Raw genomic sequence first — 15,251 nt, 5'->3', positions numbered from 1 at the left:
CGCGCGCGAGACACTCGGCCGGCGCGACGCGTTGCGCGGCTCTACTCGTCGCCGTGCAGCTTGCCCGCCATCGGCGTGCGCACGAAGACGCGCAACAGCTCATCCGAATCGCCCGGTCGCGCACCGGACCAGAATAGCCGCCATTCGCCGGCCGGCGGCCGCGCGTTGTCGCGGCGGCTTTCCTCGATCAGCCAGGTGCAGGCGGTCGTGCGCGGATCTTCGCTCGGCTGATGCACGATGCCCGTGTAGTAGAAGAGCATCGGCGCTTCGGATTCGCCGAGTCCGGAGCTTGCCATGCAGTCGCCGTCGTTCCATTCGATATCCATCTTCGCGCCGAGGTCCCGGAACACCGAGCGGTAGCTTTTCGCGTAGTCGAGCCACGGCAGCAACAGCGTGCTGACGAGCCCCCAGACGAGCATCGCGCCCGCGCACCAGCTGAGCGCGCCGCGCCATTTGCCCGCGTACTTGAACGACGGCAGCAGCCACAGCCAGCCGATCGTCAGCAGCAGCGCGCCGACGATCAGCGCGGGCGAAATCGGCAGCACCCAGTCGAGCGGCAGCCAGCGGCCGAGCAGATGCAGCGACGCATGCGTGTTCGCGGGGGTCGTCATGATCGACCAGACGATCCACACGAGCGCGGCCGCGCTGCCGAACAGCACTCGGCTAGTCATATCCCAGCCGGTATGCAGGTGCGCCGGCAAACGTTCGACGCCCTGCATCGCGACCAGCGCGAGCGGCGCGATGAACGGCAGGATGTATAGCTCGCGAACCGTCGCCGAGCTTTGCAGCACCGCAAAACCGATACCCGCGAACAGCACCGGCAACGCGACGCGCGGATCGCGCCAGCGCCGCCATGCGCCACCGGCGAGCGCGGCCAGCGCGAGCGGTACGACCGGAAAGCCGACGCTCAGCACGGTGCGCAGCACGAACAGGTGGCTCTCGTTTTCGGAGCCGAGTTCGGCGACCGAAAAACCGAAGAAACGCCCGACGTTGTTATCCCACAGCCACACCTTGAAGAGTGCCTCTGAGCGCAGGTAGAAGCAGATCGGCCAGATCAGCGCGAACGGCGCGCAGACGAGCGCGGCGAGGCCGAGCGCGCCGGCGAAGCCGCGGCTGCGGCATGCGGGATAGAGCAGCAGCGCCGCGCAGGTGGTGGCGCCGAACACGAGCGGTACGAACAGCCCCTTGGCGAGCAGCGACACGCCGACGCCCGCGCCGAACATCGTCGCGCCGCTGATGATCGCGTGACGCCGCTCGCGGGCATCGAGCGGTTCGGTCTGCCGGGCGGCTTGCGAGTGCATCGGTAAATACGACGCGGCGCGCGGGTCGTCACGCAGATGCACGAGTACGAGTTCGAACAGTCCGCAAAAGCCGAGCGCGGCGCCGGCCATCAGCGCGACGTCGGTCATCATGTCGTGCACGTGCTTGACGACGACGAGCGTGCCGCCGAACAGCGCGAGCGTGCCGATCACGCGCAGGTCGAACCAGCTCGACGCAGCGACCGCGCGACGCGCGACGCGCGCGGTGTAATACACCGTCAGGCCCGCGAACAGCGCGCTCGCGAGCCGTGCCGCATCGTGCAGCGGCAGATAGCGGCCGAACATCCACGCGAGGCCCGTGGCGACCCAATCGTAGATCGGCGGCTTTTCGACGAAGGGCTGGCCGGCATTGGTCGGCACGACGAGGTCGCCGGTAGCGAGCATGTGCTGGACGATGCCGAATGTGTAGGTTTCGTCCTGCTTCCACGGTTCGTGGCCGAGAATGCCGGGGGCGAGCCACGCGCACAGGATCGCCAGCGCGACCAGCCACAGCAGCGGGCGGATCGCCGCGAGCGCGCGCCAACGCTGCAGGCCGCGCGTTGCGCGGTCGGCAGAAACGGCGGAGCCCGATGGATGGGCGGTGTCGGCGCTGTATGCCGCTGCGGCCGAAGCCGCGGGGTCCCCGGCCGCCGGCTGGCTCTGCGCGCCGGCAAACGGGTGCGCGGTGCTGGCGGAAAGCGAAGCCTCGTGCGCGCCACCTGCTGGAGCGGCCGAGGTCGGGGCCGTCGCGTTGGCACTGTGCGCGCGCCAGCGCGTGGACTGCTTGTGTTGCATGAAAGTCTCTGGTCAGCGTACGCGGCGGCGTTGGCCTCGTACTTATGCTTTGCTTACGTCGCCTGCAGATGCATACGATCTGGTCAATTGTAGCGCCGCATTATTACTGAAGATTACACACGAACGAACGCGCGCGCATTCGCTGCGCGGCTGTGCCGGTTTCATGAGAAATCGACCAGGGTTCGTGGGGAAAGAGGAGAGGGGGAGCGGGCTGGAAAGGTGCGGCCGTAGTGGACCGCGCCAGGTGTTTAAGGCTTGCGCCGCGTTGCGTGCGGCGTTCGCTCAGCGGCCGCCGGCGACGTCGAACAGCGCGCCCGTCACGTACGACGACGCGTCGCTGAGCAGCCACACGATGGCCTCGGCGACTTCGTCGGCGCGGCCGGGGCGGCCGAGCGGCGTGGTCGCGCCCAGTTGCGCGGCGCGCTCGGGCTTGCCGCCGCTCGCATGGATCTCGGTGTCGATCAGGCCCGGACGCACCGCGTTCACGCGCACGCCCTGCGGGCCGAGTTCTTTCGCGAGGCCGAGCGTCATCGTGTCGATTGCGCCTTTCGACCCCGCATAGTCGACGTATTCGTTCGGCGAACCGAGCCGCGCCGCCGCCGACGAAACATTGACGATCGCGCCGCCCGCGCCGCCGCGCTGGGTCGACATGCGCCGTGCCGCTTCCCGTGCGCACAGATAGGCGCCGAGCACGTTGACGTCGAACATGCGTTTCAGACGCGCGAAGTCCATATCGGCGAGCTGGCTCGACGGCGCGACGATGCCCGCGTTGTTGACGAGCGCATCGATGCGGCCGAAGGATTGCTGCAGCGTATCGAACATGCCGGTCACGTCGGCTTCGTTCGCGACATCGCCGGCGATCGGCACCGCGCGGCCGCCCGCGTGTTCGACCTCTGCGACCGTCTGCTGCGCGGCGGCGAGGTCACGCACGTAGTTCACGCCGACGCACCAGCCGCGCGCGCCAAGCAGACGCGCGGTGGCACGGCCAATGCCGCGGCTGCCGCCGGTGATCAGAACAGCTTTCGTCATCGCAACCTCGTCGTTGGGGTGGTGCGTGCGCGGCGCGCTTCGCTCGGGTTCGGCGGACCCGGGATTCAGATCGCGTCGCTTTGGACCGCCGCCCATTTGTCGCGCGCGGGCGGCGCGTAGCGTTGCAGCTTGCCGATCAACGCGAGCGGATCGGCGTCGATCTGCAGCATGTCGAGATAGGTCTTGCGCATGAAGCCTTCGTCGACCGTGTGCTGAAGCAGGTCGATCAGCGGCGCGTAGAAGCCGTCGGTGTTCAGGAGTGCAACCGGTTTGCCGTGGTAGCCGAGCTGCGCCCACGTGAAGACCTCGAACAGCTCCTCGAGCGTGCCCGCGCCGCCGGGCATCGCGACGAACGCATCGGACAGCTCGGCCATCATCTTCTTGCGATGATGCATGTCGGGCACCACGTGCAGTTCGGTCAGGCCGTTATGCCCCACTTCCTTGCTGACGAGCAGCTCGGGAATCACGCCGATCGCGCGGCCGCCTTCGGCCATCACGGTATCGGCGATCACGCCCATCAGCCCCACCTTGCCGCCGCCATAGACGAGCGCGAGATCGGCCTCGACCAGCGCACGGCCGAACGCGCGCGCCGCCTGCGCATACAACGGTTTGGCTCCCATCGAGGAGCCGCAATAGACACACACCGACTTCATGCTCAACTGTCCTTCGATTCGTTGCGAGGCGCGGCGCCTTCACGCGGCGGCAGGTAGTCGTAGAACTCGCGCTTGGGCAGCCTGCCCGATACGAGATCGTCGAACAGCTGCCGCGAGCGGCCGCGCAGGTAGGGCGCCATCAGCGAGACGATCTGCACGCTGACCTGATGCAGCTCTTCGCGGATCGCTTCCTGCTCGTTGTATTTGCGCGGATTCATCACGAACTGATATGACAGCCAGTACGTGCCGATCACGCCGACGTTGGTCGCGATCACCTGCATTTCCTGCGGTGTCGCGACCATTTCGCCGTCGGCGACGAGCTGTTCGCAGAACTGGCTCGCGAAGCGCACCTTATGGCTGATGATCTGCTTGAAGTGCGTCTCGAGCGTGCGGTTGCGCGCAAGCAGGTCGTTCAGGTCGCGGTACAGGAAGCGGTAGCGCCACGTGAAATCGACCATGTACTGCAGATACGACCACATCTCGTCGATGGTCGCGCGATGGTCGTCGGGGAAACGCAGACGCTTCTCGATCTCCTGCTCGAACTGGCTGAAGATGCTGTTGATGATGTCGTCTTTGTTGCGGAAGTGGTAGTACAGGTTGCCTGGGCTGATTTCCATTTCCTCGGCGATCGTCGTCGTCGTGACGTTCGGCTCGCCGATTTCGTTGAACAGCTTCAACGACAGTTCGAGAATCCGTTCGCGCGTGCGGCGGGGAGGTTTGGCTTCCATGTCGTCCGGCCCTGGTTATGCCGGGCTGGGCGCGTGGCGGCGTGCCGCTGCTGCGTGTTCCACCCGGATGCGGTTGGTATATTGAGCTCTCCCGAACCCGCCGACACGCGGCGGGCCCCCCGAAAGGGCAGGATGAGGCGAGGCGCGGATCCGTTTGCGCGAGCGCTTTCCTGTGAGACCGTCAAACGATTATAAACCGAGCGTTCTAATCCCCAACCGCCTGCGCGGATTTTCATCCTGTGGGGCGTGGCGAAGCGTGCGCTTCAACCCGCATCGAACCTCAAAGCCACGCGCGAACCCAGCCGACGACCAGCGGCCCGACGATGACTCCCCACGTCATCACACACATGCCGAGCGCGACCATCACGGCCGCACTGCCGAGATCCTTCGCGCGGCGCGACAACTCGTGACGTTCGAGCGAGATCCGGTCGATTGCCGCTTCGACGCTCGAATTGAGCAGCTCGACGATCAGCACGAGCAGTACCGAGCCGAGCAGCAACACGCGCGAAACGGGATCGACGGGCACCACGAGGCCGCACGGAATCAGGATCGCGGCCAACGTGAGTTCCTGACGAAACGCGCTTTCCTCGCGAATCGCAACGCGAAATCCGGCCAGCGAGTTTTTCATCGCGTGCCATGCGCGCGTGAGGCCGCGGTTGCCTTTGTAGGGGTTGAAGGGCAGCGGGGCGAGCGGGTCGTCGGGGCTGAGCGGTTCGTTGGGGGCGTCGTGGCTTGAGTCGCGAGTCGTGTCCTGGGTGGCGTCAGGTTGCACGCCACCCGCGACGCTGGCGCCGCCGGTCATGGTCCTCGCGCCGTTCACCCGATGCACGGTATCCGCATGCCCGGTCATACCCGGCTCGCGTACGTCGTCGAACGGTTCGATGCTGGTGGTGTCGCGGGTAGACTCGACGGCGCGCAGTGCGCCGTTCGACGCGCCTTCGGCGCTGGATCGACTGCTTCGCATGGATGGCTCCGCGCGCCGCATCACGCAGCGGCGCTTTCCTCACGATACGCTGTGTCGCGCAGCGGCTTCAGATGCGCGGCGAATTGTGCGGACGCCGCTGCCCACGAGAAGCGCTCGGCCCATGCGCGCGCATGCGACCGATCGATCTTCAGTGCCTCCAGACACGCTTCGCGCAGATCCTCGTGCATTGCACCGGCGCCGCCGTCGCCGAGCACGTCGATCGGGCCGGTGACCGGATAAGCGGCCACCGGCGTGCCGCATGCGAGCGCTTCGAGCAGCACGAGTCCGAACGTGTCGGTGCGGCTCGGAAACACGAAGACGTCGGCGGCCGCGTAGACCTTCGCGAGTTCGGCCTGCGACAGCACGCCCAGATAGTTGACCTGCGGATAGCGCGACTTCAGTTCGGCGAGCGCCGGACCTTCGCCCGCGACCCACTTCGAGCCGGGCAGGTCGAGCTGCAAGAATGCCTCGACGTTCTTCTCGACCGCCACGCGTCCCACGTACAGGAAGATCGGCCGCGCGGTGTTGAGCACCTTCGAGTCCATCGGATGGAAGATTTCGAGATCGACGCCGCGCGTCCACAGCACGACGTTCGTGAAGCCGAACTTCTCGAGGTCCTGCTTGACGATGGGGGTCGGCGCCATTACCGCGAGCGACGGCTTGTGGAACCAGTGCAGAAACCTGTAGGTCGCCGCGAGCGGGATGCGAAAGCGCGCCTGCACGTACTCGGGAAAGCGCGTGTGATACGCGGTCGTGAACGGCAGCTTGTGGTCGAGCGCATACGCGCGCGCGGCCATGCCCAGCGGACCTTCGGTCGCGATGTGCAACGCGTCGGGCGCGAAACGGCCAATGCGCTCGCGCAGCCGGCGGCGCGGCAGCAACGACAGGCGTATCTCCGGGTAAGTCGGGCACGGGATGGTGCGGAATTCGAGCGGAGTCAGCAGATCGACCTGATGGCCGAGCGCGGTAAGTTCGCGCCGGGTGTTCTTCAGCGTGCGTACGACACCGTTGACCTGCGGCTCCCATGCGTCGGTGACGATCATGATCTTCATCGCGTTGTTCATCGCTGCGGGCCCTGTGGAAGTGGAGAGTGGAAGTGCTCAGGCAGTGGCGCGGGCTTTTTGCGTGCCCGCCTGGGGCGCGCGAAGCGCAGTCCAGAAGATCACCTTGAGCTCGCCTTCATAAGTCTCGACGAGCGCCGACAGGCTCTCGACCCAATCGCCATCGTTGCAATAGAGCACGCCATCGATCTCGCGCATCTCGGCCTTGTGGATGTGGCCGCAGACGACGCCGTCGCAGCCGCGGCGACGCGCTTCGTCGGTCATTACGCGTTCGAACGACGAGATGAAGTTGACCGCGTTCTTGACCTGATGCTTCAGGTATTGCGACAGCGACCAGTACGGAAATCCGAGCTTGCTGCGAATGCGGTTGAACCAGCGGTTCAGCACGAGGATCATCGTGTACAGCGTGTCGCCGAGATAGGCGAGCCATTTCGCGTGCTGGATCACGCCGTCGAACAGATCGCCGTGCACGATCCACAGTCGCTTGCCGGCGAGCGTCGTGTGGAACGCTTCGCCGCGTACGTGGATGTCGCCGAACGCGAGGTCGCAGAACTGGCGCGCGGCTTCGTCGTGATTGCCGGGCACGTAGATGACCTGAGTGCCTTTGCGCGCTTTGCGCAGCACTTTCTGCACGACGTCGTTGTGCGCCTGCGGCCAGTACCAGCCTTTCTTCAACTGCCAGCCGTCGATGATGTCGCCGACGAGGTACAGGTACTCCGATTCGTTGTGGCGCAGGAAGTCGAGCAGATATCCCGCCTGGCAGCCGCTCGAGCCGAGATGGATATCCGAGAGCCAGATCGTGCGATAGCGGTGCGGATCGTCGTGGCCGTCATCGGGATGATCGGCGCGGGCATCGAGTGATGGCGTCGCGGGCAGCGGCAGGCCGTGTTGAGTAGAACCCGGGGCGGGCCGGAACGCGACGGGGTCGACGCTCGGTCCGGTTTGACGAAACAGGGAAGTCGCGGACGTATTGGGGTCCATGGCTCACGCGTCGAGTGGCGGTGCCCGTATTGGGCCGGGGGCGCGTGACTGCGGCGTGACAGTCATGAGAAGTTCTTATTACGGAGGGGCCTTGGCGGGGCCTGTTTTTTCGTTGTTCTGGCTTTGTTGGCCTTTCCTTGTTGTCTTATCGGTCTATTAGCGTTGCCCCTGTGCGGGGCGGCACCTACTTTCTTTGCTGCTGCAAAGAAAGTAGGCAAAGAAGACAGCTCAAACCGCAAACTTTTAAGCGGGTCCCCTTGCTTGGAGGGGGTAGTGGTGCATCTGGAATCCGGGCCCCCGCACATTCCCCCGTTCGTGACAAAGCCATCATCCCTCCCGCTCCGCACTGCGTGCGTCGCGGACGGGTCTGCCAGGGAAACCAATGGTTTTGCCCGCTCAGCGGGGACCCTCGGCTGCGCCTCGGCGACGCGCCGAAACGACCAGTGGTTTTTGAGCGGGGATTCGGCGCGCGTAGCGCCGCCGGAAGAATGACTGCCTTGTCACTAGCGCGGAATGTGCGGGAGCACGGATTCCAGATGCACCACTACCTCACGCGGACCGAGGGACCCGCTTAAGAGTTGGCGGTTTGAGCTGTCTTCTTTGCCTACTTTCTTTGCAGCAGCAAAGAAAGTAGGTGCCGCCCCGCACAGGGGCAACGCTAATAGACCGATAAGTCGGCAAGGAAAGGCCAACACCGCACGAACAAAGGCAAAAAAGGCCTCCCCCGCCCAAGGAGAGCACCGCATTCGGCCCATCGCCCACGCGCGCTAGCGCCCAACCGCTACCACCCGCGTCCCCGCGAACCGATCATGCAAAAACTGCCGCTGCGGATCAAAACGCCCACTCGCGGCCCACACCACGAACCAGACGCCCGCAATAACAAGCGTCTGCGGCACCCGCAACCCAAGAAGTGGATGCAACGCCAGCGGCGGCAAAAACCACAACCAGGCGAACACATACCGCGCAATCGCCCGCCCAACCGAAACCGGCGCGCCATCAGCGCCAACAACCCGTAATCGCCAGGTTTTCATCGGCAGCGTCTGGCCGCCGTGCGTCCAGAACCAGACGAAGTACACGCCAACCACGAGGCCGATCCAGCCGGCGAGCAGGTTGTGATGCGCGAGCCCGTTACGCTGCTGCGTCAGCGTGCTGAACAGATAGCCGGCGACAAACACGACGCCGAACAGAATGACCGCTTCGTAGAGCAGTGCGGCGAGCCGTCGCCGGACGGTGGGCGCCGTGCCGCCGGGTGCGGCGGCAGGCAGGGTGGGGGTGGCGAGCGGCTGGGACACGTAATGGGTTCGGGTCGGAATCAGGAGCCGTGGAAGATTGCCGGCGCTTCGGCAGGCGACACGGGCACCGGCGTCGCCGGTACGAAGCTGCCCGCCGCCGGAATCGCAGGCGTTGCCGGCAGCGAGGCCGCGGCCGGCGCGGAGGCAGCCGGCGCGGCGCTCGCCGCCGCGGCAGCACTGGCGCCGTGCTCGCGCGCATTCACGAACCGGTCGATGCCCTTGATCTCGTTGCGAGCCGATGGCGGCGCGCTGACGACGCTGGGGCGACGCTTGTGTTCGCTCGCGGCGAGCCGCTCCTTCGTTTCTTCGGGCAGTTGTTGGTACGCTTTCCACGCCTTCTGGCGCGCTTCGCGCGGCAACTCCTTCGAAACCTGGTAGTTTTCGCGCGCGACGCGGCGCTGATCGGGCGTCATGCGCACCCATTCACTCATGCGCTCTTGTAGACGCTTTTGCGCATCCGGCGACATCTTTGCGTATCGCGACGCAATCTTGATCCACTTTCGCTTGCGTTCGTCGCTAAACGAATCCCATTGCGATGCGAATGGGGCCAGCGCGGCGTGGTCGGCGGCGCTCAGGCGTGACCACGCGAGGGGGCTATTGCTGCCCGGCAGGCTGGGCAATTCGACGGAAAGTGCGGGGGCGGGCGCGGGCGGGGCGACGTTGACGCCGGGCGACGGATTGCCCGCCGACGATGGGCTCGGGTGAAAGCGCGGATAGGTCGCGACAAACGACACCAGGGCCGCGATCGTGCATCCGAAAACAACGGCCAGGCCGCGCTTGTAACTCACCCGAGGAATCTCCCGCTCAGTGGGCGCGTGAAAGATACGCGTTGAAGCCGTGGTCGAGATAGGCATTGAGCGGCAGGTCGTCGCTTAGCATGGCGGCATCGATATCGGCAAGTTCGGCGGTGCGCTGGTGATCTTCCCAGTAGGCGATGCCGATCAGGCTCACGACCAGCGCGGCCAGCGGCCACGCGAGCGCGAAGCGGCGCAGAGGCCAGCGGCGGCGCGGCTCGAAGCCTCCCTGCGGTAGCCCCGCTATCCCGGCCGGCATGCCGGCGAACGCAGGCACGAACACCGGCGCGCTGACGGCTTCGGGCTTTTTGCGCGCCAACGCGGCACGACGTGCGGCAGCGAGCCGCTCGACGGTGGCGGGAGGGAGGCTGGCGGTGTTTTCGTCAAGCGCGCGGCGCAGTTGACGCGCAAACTCGAGTTCTGTGTTTTCAAGGGAGCTCATAGCGTGATTCCTTTCGCCTTGAGCGCTTGCGCCAGCGTGTGAGTGGCCCGGGAGCAGTGCGTTTTCACGCTGCCTTCGGAGCAGCCCATTGCGGCGGCAGTCTCGGCGACATCCATATCCTCCCAATAACGCATGAGAAACGCCTCCCGTTGACGCGCCGGTAATTTCTGGATCTCGTTGTCGATCGACTGCAGGACCTGCTCTCGTTCGAGCTTCTGTTCGTTGCTCTCGGCGCCAGCCGAACCCGCCTCGGCCTCGAAAGTTTCCAGCGGATCGAACTCGTCGTCGTCGGCATTGCCGAGCGACGAGAATAGACTAACCCAAGTGTTGCGTACTTTGGCACGGCGGAAATAGTCGTGCGTCGCATTCTGCAGAATACGCTGAAACAGCAGCGGTAGCTCGGCCGCCGGACGGTCGCCGTATTTCTCGGCGAGCTTGATCATCGCGTCTTGCACGATGTCGAGGGACGCATCGTCGTCCCGCACGGCGTAGACCGTCTGCTTGAATGCGCGCCTTTCGACGCCCGCCAGAAAATCGGCGAGTTCCTTGTCTGATGCCATCCGGTTGGGGTCGGCGCAGCAAGCGTGCGCGTAATCGGTCGAAAAATGTCGTAAAACTCGCGGATGCTAACAAACTTTTGCTCCGATAGGGGTGAAACCTGCTCAAGCTTGCATTTACATGACGGTCGTCATTCCGTCCGATCGCGCGCTCCTACGCGCGAGCCAATGGCAATATTTTCTTGACCGCGAGCGCGTCAGAAGCTATCGTCGCTGGTTCGCAACATAAGTGAGTTGTCTCAATTGAGGTGTGGCCCAAGAAGCCCGCCTGTCAACTGGACGCGCCGCTTGAACCCGAGCCACAAGCCCGGCAGAGAGCACCCGATCAATTTTTTGCCGAAAATTCGAAAGGTGAATCAATGAATATGCCCAGCGCGGAATTCTCCACGTCGGATACGACCCCCCCACACGAAGCAGACTCTATCGGCGCCACCGTGCTCATGAAGGCACTGGCCGACGAAGACGTCGAGTTCATCTGGGGCTATCCCGGCGGCTCGGTACTCTACATTTACGACGAGCTGTACAAGCAGGACAAGTTCCAGCATGTGCTCGTGCGCCACGAGCAGGCCGCCGTGCATGCCGCGGACGCCTACGCGCGCTCCACCGGCAAGGTCGGCGTGTGTCTCGTGACCTCCGGCCCCGGCGTCACCAACGCGGTGACCGGCATCGCGACCGCCTATATGGATTCGATCCCGTTGGTCGTGATCAGCGGCCAGGTGCCGACTGCCGCGATCGGTCAGGATGCATTCCAGGAATGCGACACGGTCGGCATCACGCGTCCATGCGTGAAGCACAACTTCCTCGTGAAGGACGTGCGCGATCTCGCCGCCACCGTCAAGAAAGCTTTCTACATCGCCCGTACCGGCCGTCCCGGCCCAGTGCTGATCGACATTCCGAAGGACGTGTCGAAGACGCCGTGCCAATACGAGCCGATCAAGAGCGTTTCGCTGCGCTCATACAACCCGGTCACGAAGGGCCACTCCGGTCAGATCCGCAAGGCGGTGTCGCTGCTGCTGTCGGCGAAGCGTCCGTATATCTACACCGGCGGCGGCATCGTGCTCGCGGATGCGTCGCGTGAATTGAACCAGTTCGCCGATCTGCTCGGCTATCCGGTCACCAATACGCTAATGGGTCTGGGCGGCTACCGCTCGAGCGACAAGAAATTCCTCGGCATGCTCGGCATGCACGGCACGTACGAAGCCAATATGGCGATGCAGCACTGCGACGTGCTGATCGCGATCGGCGCGCGCTTCGACGACCGCGTGATCGGCGATCCGAACCACTTCGCGTCGCGGCCGCGCAAGATCATCCATATTGACATCGATCCCTCTTCCATTTCCAAGCGCGTCAAGGTCGACATTCCGATCGTCGGCGACGTGAAGGAAGTGCTGAAGGAACTGATCGAGCAGTTGCAGACGGCCGAGCATGGCCCCGACGCCGCGGCGCTCGCCGACTGGTGGAAGGACATCGAAGGCTGGCGCGCGAAAGATTGCCTGAAGTTCGACCGCAAGAGCGACATCATCAAGCCGCAGTACGTGGTCGAAAAGGCGTGGGAGCTGACCGACGGCAACGCGTTCGTGTGCTCCGACGTGGGCCAGCACCAGATGTGGGCCGCGCAGTTCTACAAGTTCAACAAGCCGCGTCGCTGGATCAATTCCGGTGGCCTCGGCACGATGGGCTTCGGCTTACCGGCCGCGATGGGCGTGAAGATGGCCCATCCGGACGACGACGTGCTGTGCATCACGGGCGAAGGCTCGATCCAGATGTGCATCCAGGAGCTGTCGACCTGCAAGCAGTACGACCTGCCGATCAAGATTATTTCGCTGAATAACCGCTATCTGGGCATGGTGCGCCAGTGGCAGCAGATCGAATACAGCAAACGCTATTCGCATTCGTACATGGATGCGCTGCCGGACTTCGTGAAGCTCGCCGAAGCGTACGGACACGTGGGCATGCGCATCGAGCGCACGGCCGATGTGGAACCGGCGCTGAAGGAAGCGCTGCGCCTGAAGGATCGCACGGTGTTTCTCGACTTCCAGACCGATCCGACCGAAAACGTCTGGCCGATGGTTCAGGCCGGCAAGGGCATCACCGAGATGCTCATGGGTTCGGAAGATCTTTAACGACGGGGCGTCTGGATAACTCCAGCGCCGGCTTCGTGATGCGCGTCTTCAAAAAAGGCGAGGGCAGACGAAGCGGCGCCGCTCCGCTCGCAGACATCGACACATCATCTGGAAGAAGCGAAACATGAGACACATCATTTCCGTCCTGCTGGAAAACGAACCAGGCGCGCTGTCGCGCGTGGTGGGTCTGTTCTCCGCACGCGGCTACAACATTGAAACCTTGACGGTGGCTCCGACCGAAGACCGTTCGCTGTCGCGCATGACCATCGTCTCCGTTGGCTCGGACGACGTGATCGAACAGATCACGAAGCATCTGAACCGCCTGATCGAGGTGGTGAAAGTGGTCGACCTTACCGAGGGCGCCCACATCGAACGCGAGCTGATGCTGATCAAGGTGAGGGCGGTCGGCAAGGAACGTGAGGAGATGAAGCGGATGGCGGACATTTTCCGCGGCCGCATCATCGACGTCACCGAAAAGACCTACACGATCGAATTGACGGGGGCGAGCGACAAGCTCGACGCTTTCATCGAGGGGCTCGATTCCACGGCGATTCTCGAGACGGTCCGCACGGGCAGCTCGGGCATCGGTCGCGGCGAGCGCATTCTGAAGGTCTGACGTCGCGTTTCGCAAGGCCGGGCAACGCGGTATCGCCCGGCTGGCAATAACAACATTCGCAGTACCCGAATTTCTCTGAATCATCGAATCTAGCCAAGGAACCGACATGAAAGTTTTCTACGACAAGGACGCCGATCTCTCCCTCATCAAGGGCAAGCAGGTCACCATCATCGGCTATGGCTCGCAAGGCCATGCGCACGCGCTGAACCTGAAGGAAAGCGGCGTGAACATCACGGTCGGTCTGCGCAAGGGCGGCGCATCGTGGAGCAAGGCTGAAAACGCCGGCCTGCAAGTCAAGGAAGTCGCGGAAGCGGTGAAGGGCGCGGACGTCGTCATGATGCTGCTGCCGGACGAGCAGATCGCCGACGTGTACGCGAAGGAAGTCCACGCGAACATCAAGCAGGGCGCAGCGCTCGCGTTCGCGCACGGCTTCAACGTTCACTACGGCCAGGTGATCCCGCGTGCCGACCTCGACGTCATCATGATCGCGCCGAAGGCGCCGGGCCACACGGTTCGCGGCACCTACTCCCAAGGTGGCGGCGTGCCGCACCTGATCGCGGTTGCGCAGGACAAGTCGGGCGCGGCGCGCGACATCGCGCTGTCGTACGCAGCGGCTAACGGCGGCGGCCGGGCCGGCATCATCGAAACGAACTTCCGCGAAGAAACCGAAACCGACCTGTTCGGCGAGCAGGCCGTGCTGTGCGGCGGTACCGTCGACCTGATCAAGGCCGGCTTCGAAACGCTGGTCGAAGCGGGTTACGCGCCGGAAATGGCGTACTTCGAGTGCCTGCACGAACTGAAGCTGATCGTCGACCTGATCTACGAAGGCGGCATCGCGAACATGAACTACTCGATCTCGAACAACGCCGAGTACGGCGAGTACGTGACGGGGCCGCGCATCGTGACCGCTGAAACGAAGAAGGCGATGAAGGCCGTGCTGACCGACATCCAGACCGGCGAATACGCGAAGAGCTTCATCATCGAGAACAAGGCTGGCGCACCGACGCTGCAATCGCGCCGCCGTCTGACGGCCGAGCACCAGATCGAGCAGGTTGGCTCGAAGCTGCGCGCGATGATGCCGTGGATCGCGAAGAACAAGCTCGTCGACCAGTCGAAGAACTAAGCGTCTCGACGTAACGAGGTCCGGCGCGGCGCTTCGGTGCGGCGGCCGGACCAGTCAAAAAGCCGTCCAAGGGTGCTGAACCCTGGGCGGCTTTTGCTATCCTACGGTTTTACAAAAACACAGAAGCCATCCATGAATTACCCTCATCCGATCATCGCGCGAGAAGGCTGGCCGTTCATCGCCATCGCGGCCGTCGTTGCATTACTGGTTCACGCCTTCGGGGGGTTCGGCTTTGCGTGGCTCTTCTGGCTGATCCTGATCTTTATCGTGCAGTTCTTCCGCGACCCGGCGCGTCCGATTCCGACGCAGGCCAACGCGGTGCTGTGTCCTGCCGACGGTCGTATCGTCGCGGTAGAAACCGCGCATGATCCTTATGCGAATCGCGAAGCGCTGAAGATCAGCGTGTTCATGAACGTATTCAACGTGCACTCGCAGCGCTCGCCCGTCGACGGTGCGATCTCGAAAGTCGAATACTTTCCTGGCGCCTATCTGAACGCGGCGGTCGATAAAGCCTCGCTCGAAAACGAGCGCAACGCGGTCGTGATCGAAATGGCCGGCGGCCAGACGGTCACGTCGGTGCAGATTGCCGGGCTGATCGCGCGGCGGATTCTTTGCTACGTCCGTGCAGGCGAGCCGCTGACCCGCGGCCAGCGTTACGGATTCATCCGCTTCGGTTCGCGCGTCGACGTGTATTTGCCGGTGGGCAGCCGTCCGCGCGTGTCGATCGGCGAGAAGGTGTCGGCGTCGTCCACAATCCTCGCCGAGCTGTAAAGCGGCATACAGGAGGTTGTCCGA

At 64.1% G+C, this 15,251-nt stretch carries 15 protein-coding genes; 4 read left to right on the top strand and 11 right to left on the bottom strand.

Features of this window, described 5'->3' with window-relative positions:
- Positions 1 to 41: 41 nt before the first annotated feature.
- The 11 genes from OKW38_RS13520 to OKW38_RS13470 form a co-directional block, all read right to left on the bottom strand.
- Complete coding sequence (locus tag OKW38_RS13520; protein WP_429361846.1) at positions 42 to 2,093, bottom strand: ArnT family glycosyltransferase; 2,052 nt, start codon at positions 2,091 to 2,093, stop codon at positions 42 to 44.
- 282 nt (positions 2,094 to 2,375) lie between these two features.
- Positions 2,376 to 3,122, bottom strand: a complete 747-nt coding sequence (locus tag OKW38_RS13515; RefSeq protein WP_429356874.1) for an SDR family oxidoreductase — start codon at positions 3,120 to 3,122, stop codon at positions 2,376 to 2,378.
- Between the two features lie 65 nt (positions 3,123 to 3,187).
- Positions 3,188 to 3,775 carry a TIGR00730 family Rossman fold protein gene (locus OKW38_RS13510; protein ID WP_026225698.1) on the bottom strand — a complete coding sequence of 196 codons (588 nt, stop codon included), beginning with the start codon at positions 3,773 to 3,775 and terminating at the stop codon, positions 3,188 to 3,190.
- 2 nt (positions 3,776 to 3,777) lie between these two features.
- On the bottom strand, positions 3,778 to 4,503 hold the full coding sequence (locus tag OKW38_RS13505) for a TetR/AcrR family transcriptional regulator (protein ID WP_090803741.1): 726 nt from the start codon (positions 4,501 to 4,503) through the stop codon (positions 3,778 to 3,780).
- A gap of 280 nt (positions 4,504 to 4,783) precedes the next feature.
- Positions 4,784 to 5,467 (bottom strand): diacylglycerol kinase, encoded by a 684-nt coding sequence (locus tag OKW38_RS13500; protein ID WP_090805653.1) that lies wholly within the window; start codon positions 5,465 to 5,467, stop codon positions 4,784 to 4,786.
- Positions 5,468 to 5,487: 20 nt separating this feature from the next.
- Complete coding sequence (locus OKW38_RS13495; RefSeq protein ID WP_429363739.1) at positions 5,488 to 6,519, bottom strand: glycosyltransferase family 4 protein; 1,032 nt, start codon at positions 6,517 to 6,519, stop codon at positions 5,488 to 5,490.
- Positions 6,520 to 6,567: 48 nt separating this feature from the next.
- Positions 6,568 to 7,509 carry a UDP-2,3-diacylglucosamine diphosphatase gene (locus OKW38_RS13490; protein ID WP_090803742.1) on the bottom strand — a complete coding sequence of 314 codons (942 nt, stop codon included), beginning with the start codon at positions 7,507 to 7,509 and terminating at the stop codon, positions 6,568 to 6,570.
- A 767-nt stretch (positions 7,510 to 8,276) separates the two neighbouring features.
- Complete coding sequence (locus OKW38_RS13485) at positions 8,277 to 8,801, bottom strand: RDD family protein (protein ID WP_429361844.1); 525 nt, start codon at positions 8,799 to 8,801, stop codon at positions 8,277 to 8,279.
- A gap of 20 nt (positions 8,802 to 8,821) precedes the next feature.
- Positions 8,822 to 9,589 carry a DUF3106 domain-containing protein gene (locus tag OKW38_RS13480; RefSeq protein WP_429361843.1) on the bottom strand — a complete coding sequence of 256 codons (768 nt, stop codon included), beginning with the start codon at positions 9,587 to 9,589 and terminating at the stop codon, positions 8,822 to 8,824.
- Between the two features lie 16 nt (positions 9,590 to 9,605).
- Positions 9,606 to 10,037 (bottom strand): DUF3619 family protein, encoded by a 432-nt coding sequence (locus tag OKW38_RS13475; RefSeq protein ID WP_429361842.1) that lies wholly within the window; start codon positions 10,035 to 10,037, stop codon positions 9,606 to 9,608.
- The gene (locus OKW38_RS13470) at positions 10,034 to 10,597 is read right to left on the bottom strand and encodes an RNA polymerase sigma factor (protein WP_090803748.1); all 564 of its coding nucleotides are present in this window, start codon (positions 10,595 to 10,597) and stop codon (positions 10,034 to 10,036) included. Before OKW38_RS13470 ends, OKW38_RS13475 begins: the two co-directional genes overlap by 4 nt.
- Before the next feature lie 356 nt (positions 10,598 to 10,953).
- Between OKW38_RS13470 and OKW38_RS13465 the strand changes: the two genes are divergently transcribed.
- The 4 genes from OKW38_RS13465 to OKW38_RS13450 all read left to right on the top strand — a co-directional run bounded on the left by OKW38_RS13465 (position 10,954) and on the right by OKW38_RS13450 (position 15,227).
- A complete protein-coding gene (locus OKW38_RS13465) occupies positions 10,954 to 12,717 on the top strand; it encodes an acetolactate synthase 3 catalytic subunit (protein ID WP_429361840.1) in 1,764 nt (587 codons plus the stop codon).
- Positions 12,718 to 12,841: 124 nt separating this feature from the next.
- Positions 12,842 to 13,333 carry an acetolactate synthase small subunit gene (gene ilvN / locus OKW38_RS13460; RefSeq protein ID WP_018420000.1) on the top strand — a complete coding sequence of 164 codons (492 nt, stop codon included), beginning with the start codon at positions 12,842 to 12,844 and terminating at the stop codon, positions 13,331 to 13,333.
- 106 nt (positions 13,334 to 13,439) lie between these two features.
- Positions 13,440 to 14,456 (top strand): ketol-acid reductoisomerase, encoded by a 1,017-nt coding sequence (ilvC, locus tag OKW38_RS13455; RefSeq protein ID WP_008920617.1) that lies wholly within the window; start codon positions 13,440 to 13,442, stop codon positions 14,454 to 14,456.
- 132 nt (positions 14,457 to 14,588) lie between these two features.
- Complete coding sequence (locus tag OKW38_RS13450; protein WP_184059342.1) at positions 14,589 to 15,227, top strand: phosphatidylserine decarboxylase; 639 nt, start codon at positions 14,589 to 14,591, stop codon at positions 15,225 to 15,227.
- Positions 15,228 to 15,251: the final 24 nt, after the last annotated feature.

The sequence above is a fragment of the Paraburkholderia sp. MM5496-R1 genome (assembly GCF_050436205.1).
Taxonomy (GTDB): Bacteria; Pseudomonadota; Gammaproteobacteria; order Burkholderiales; family Burkholderiaceae; genus Paraburkholderia; species Paraburkholderia tuberum.
This window is presented reverse-complemented; position numbering and strand designations above follow the sequence as displayed.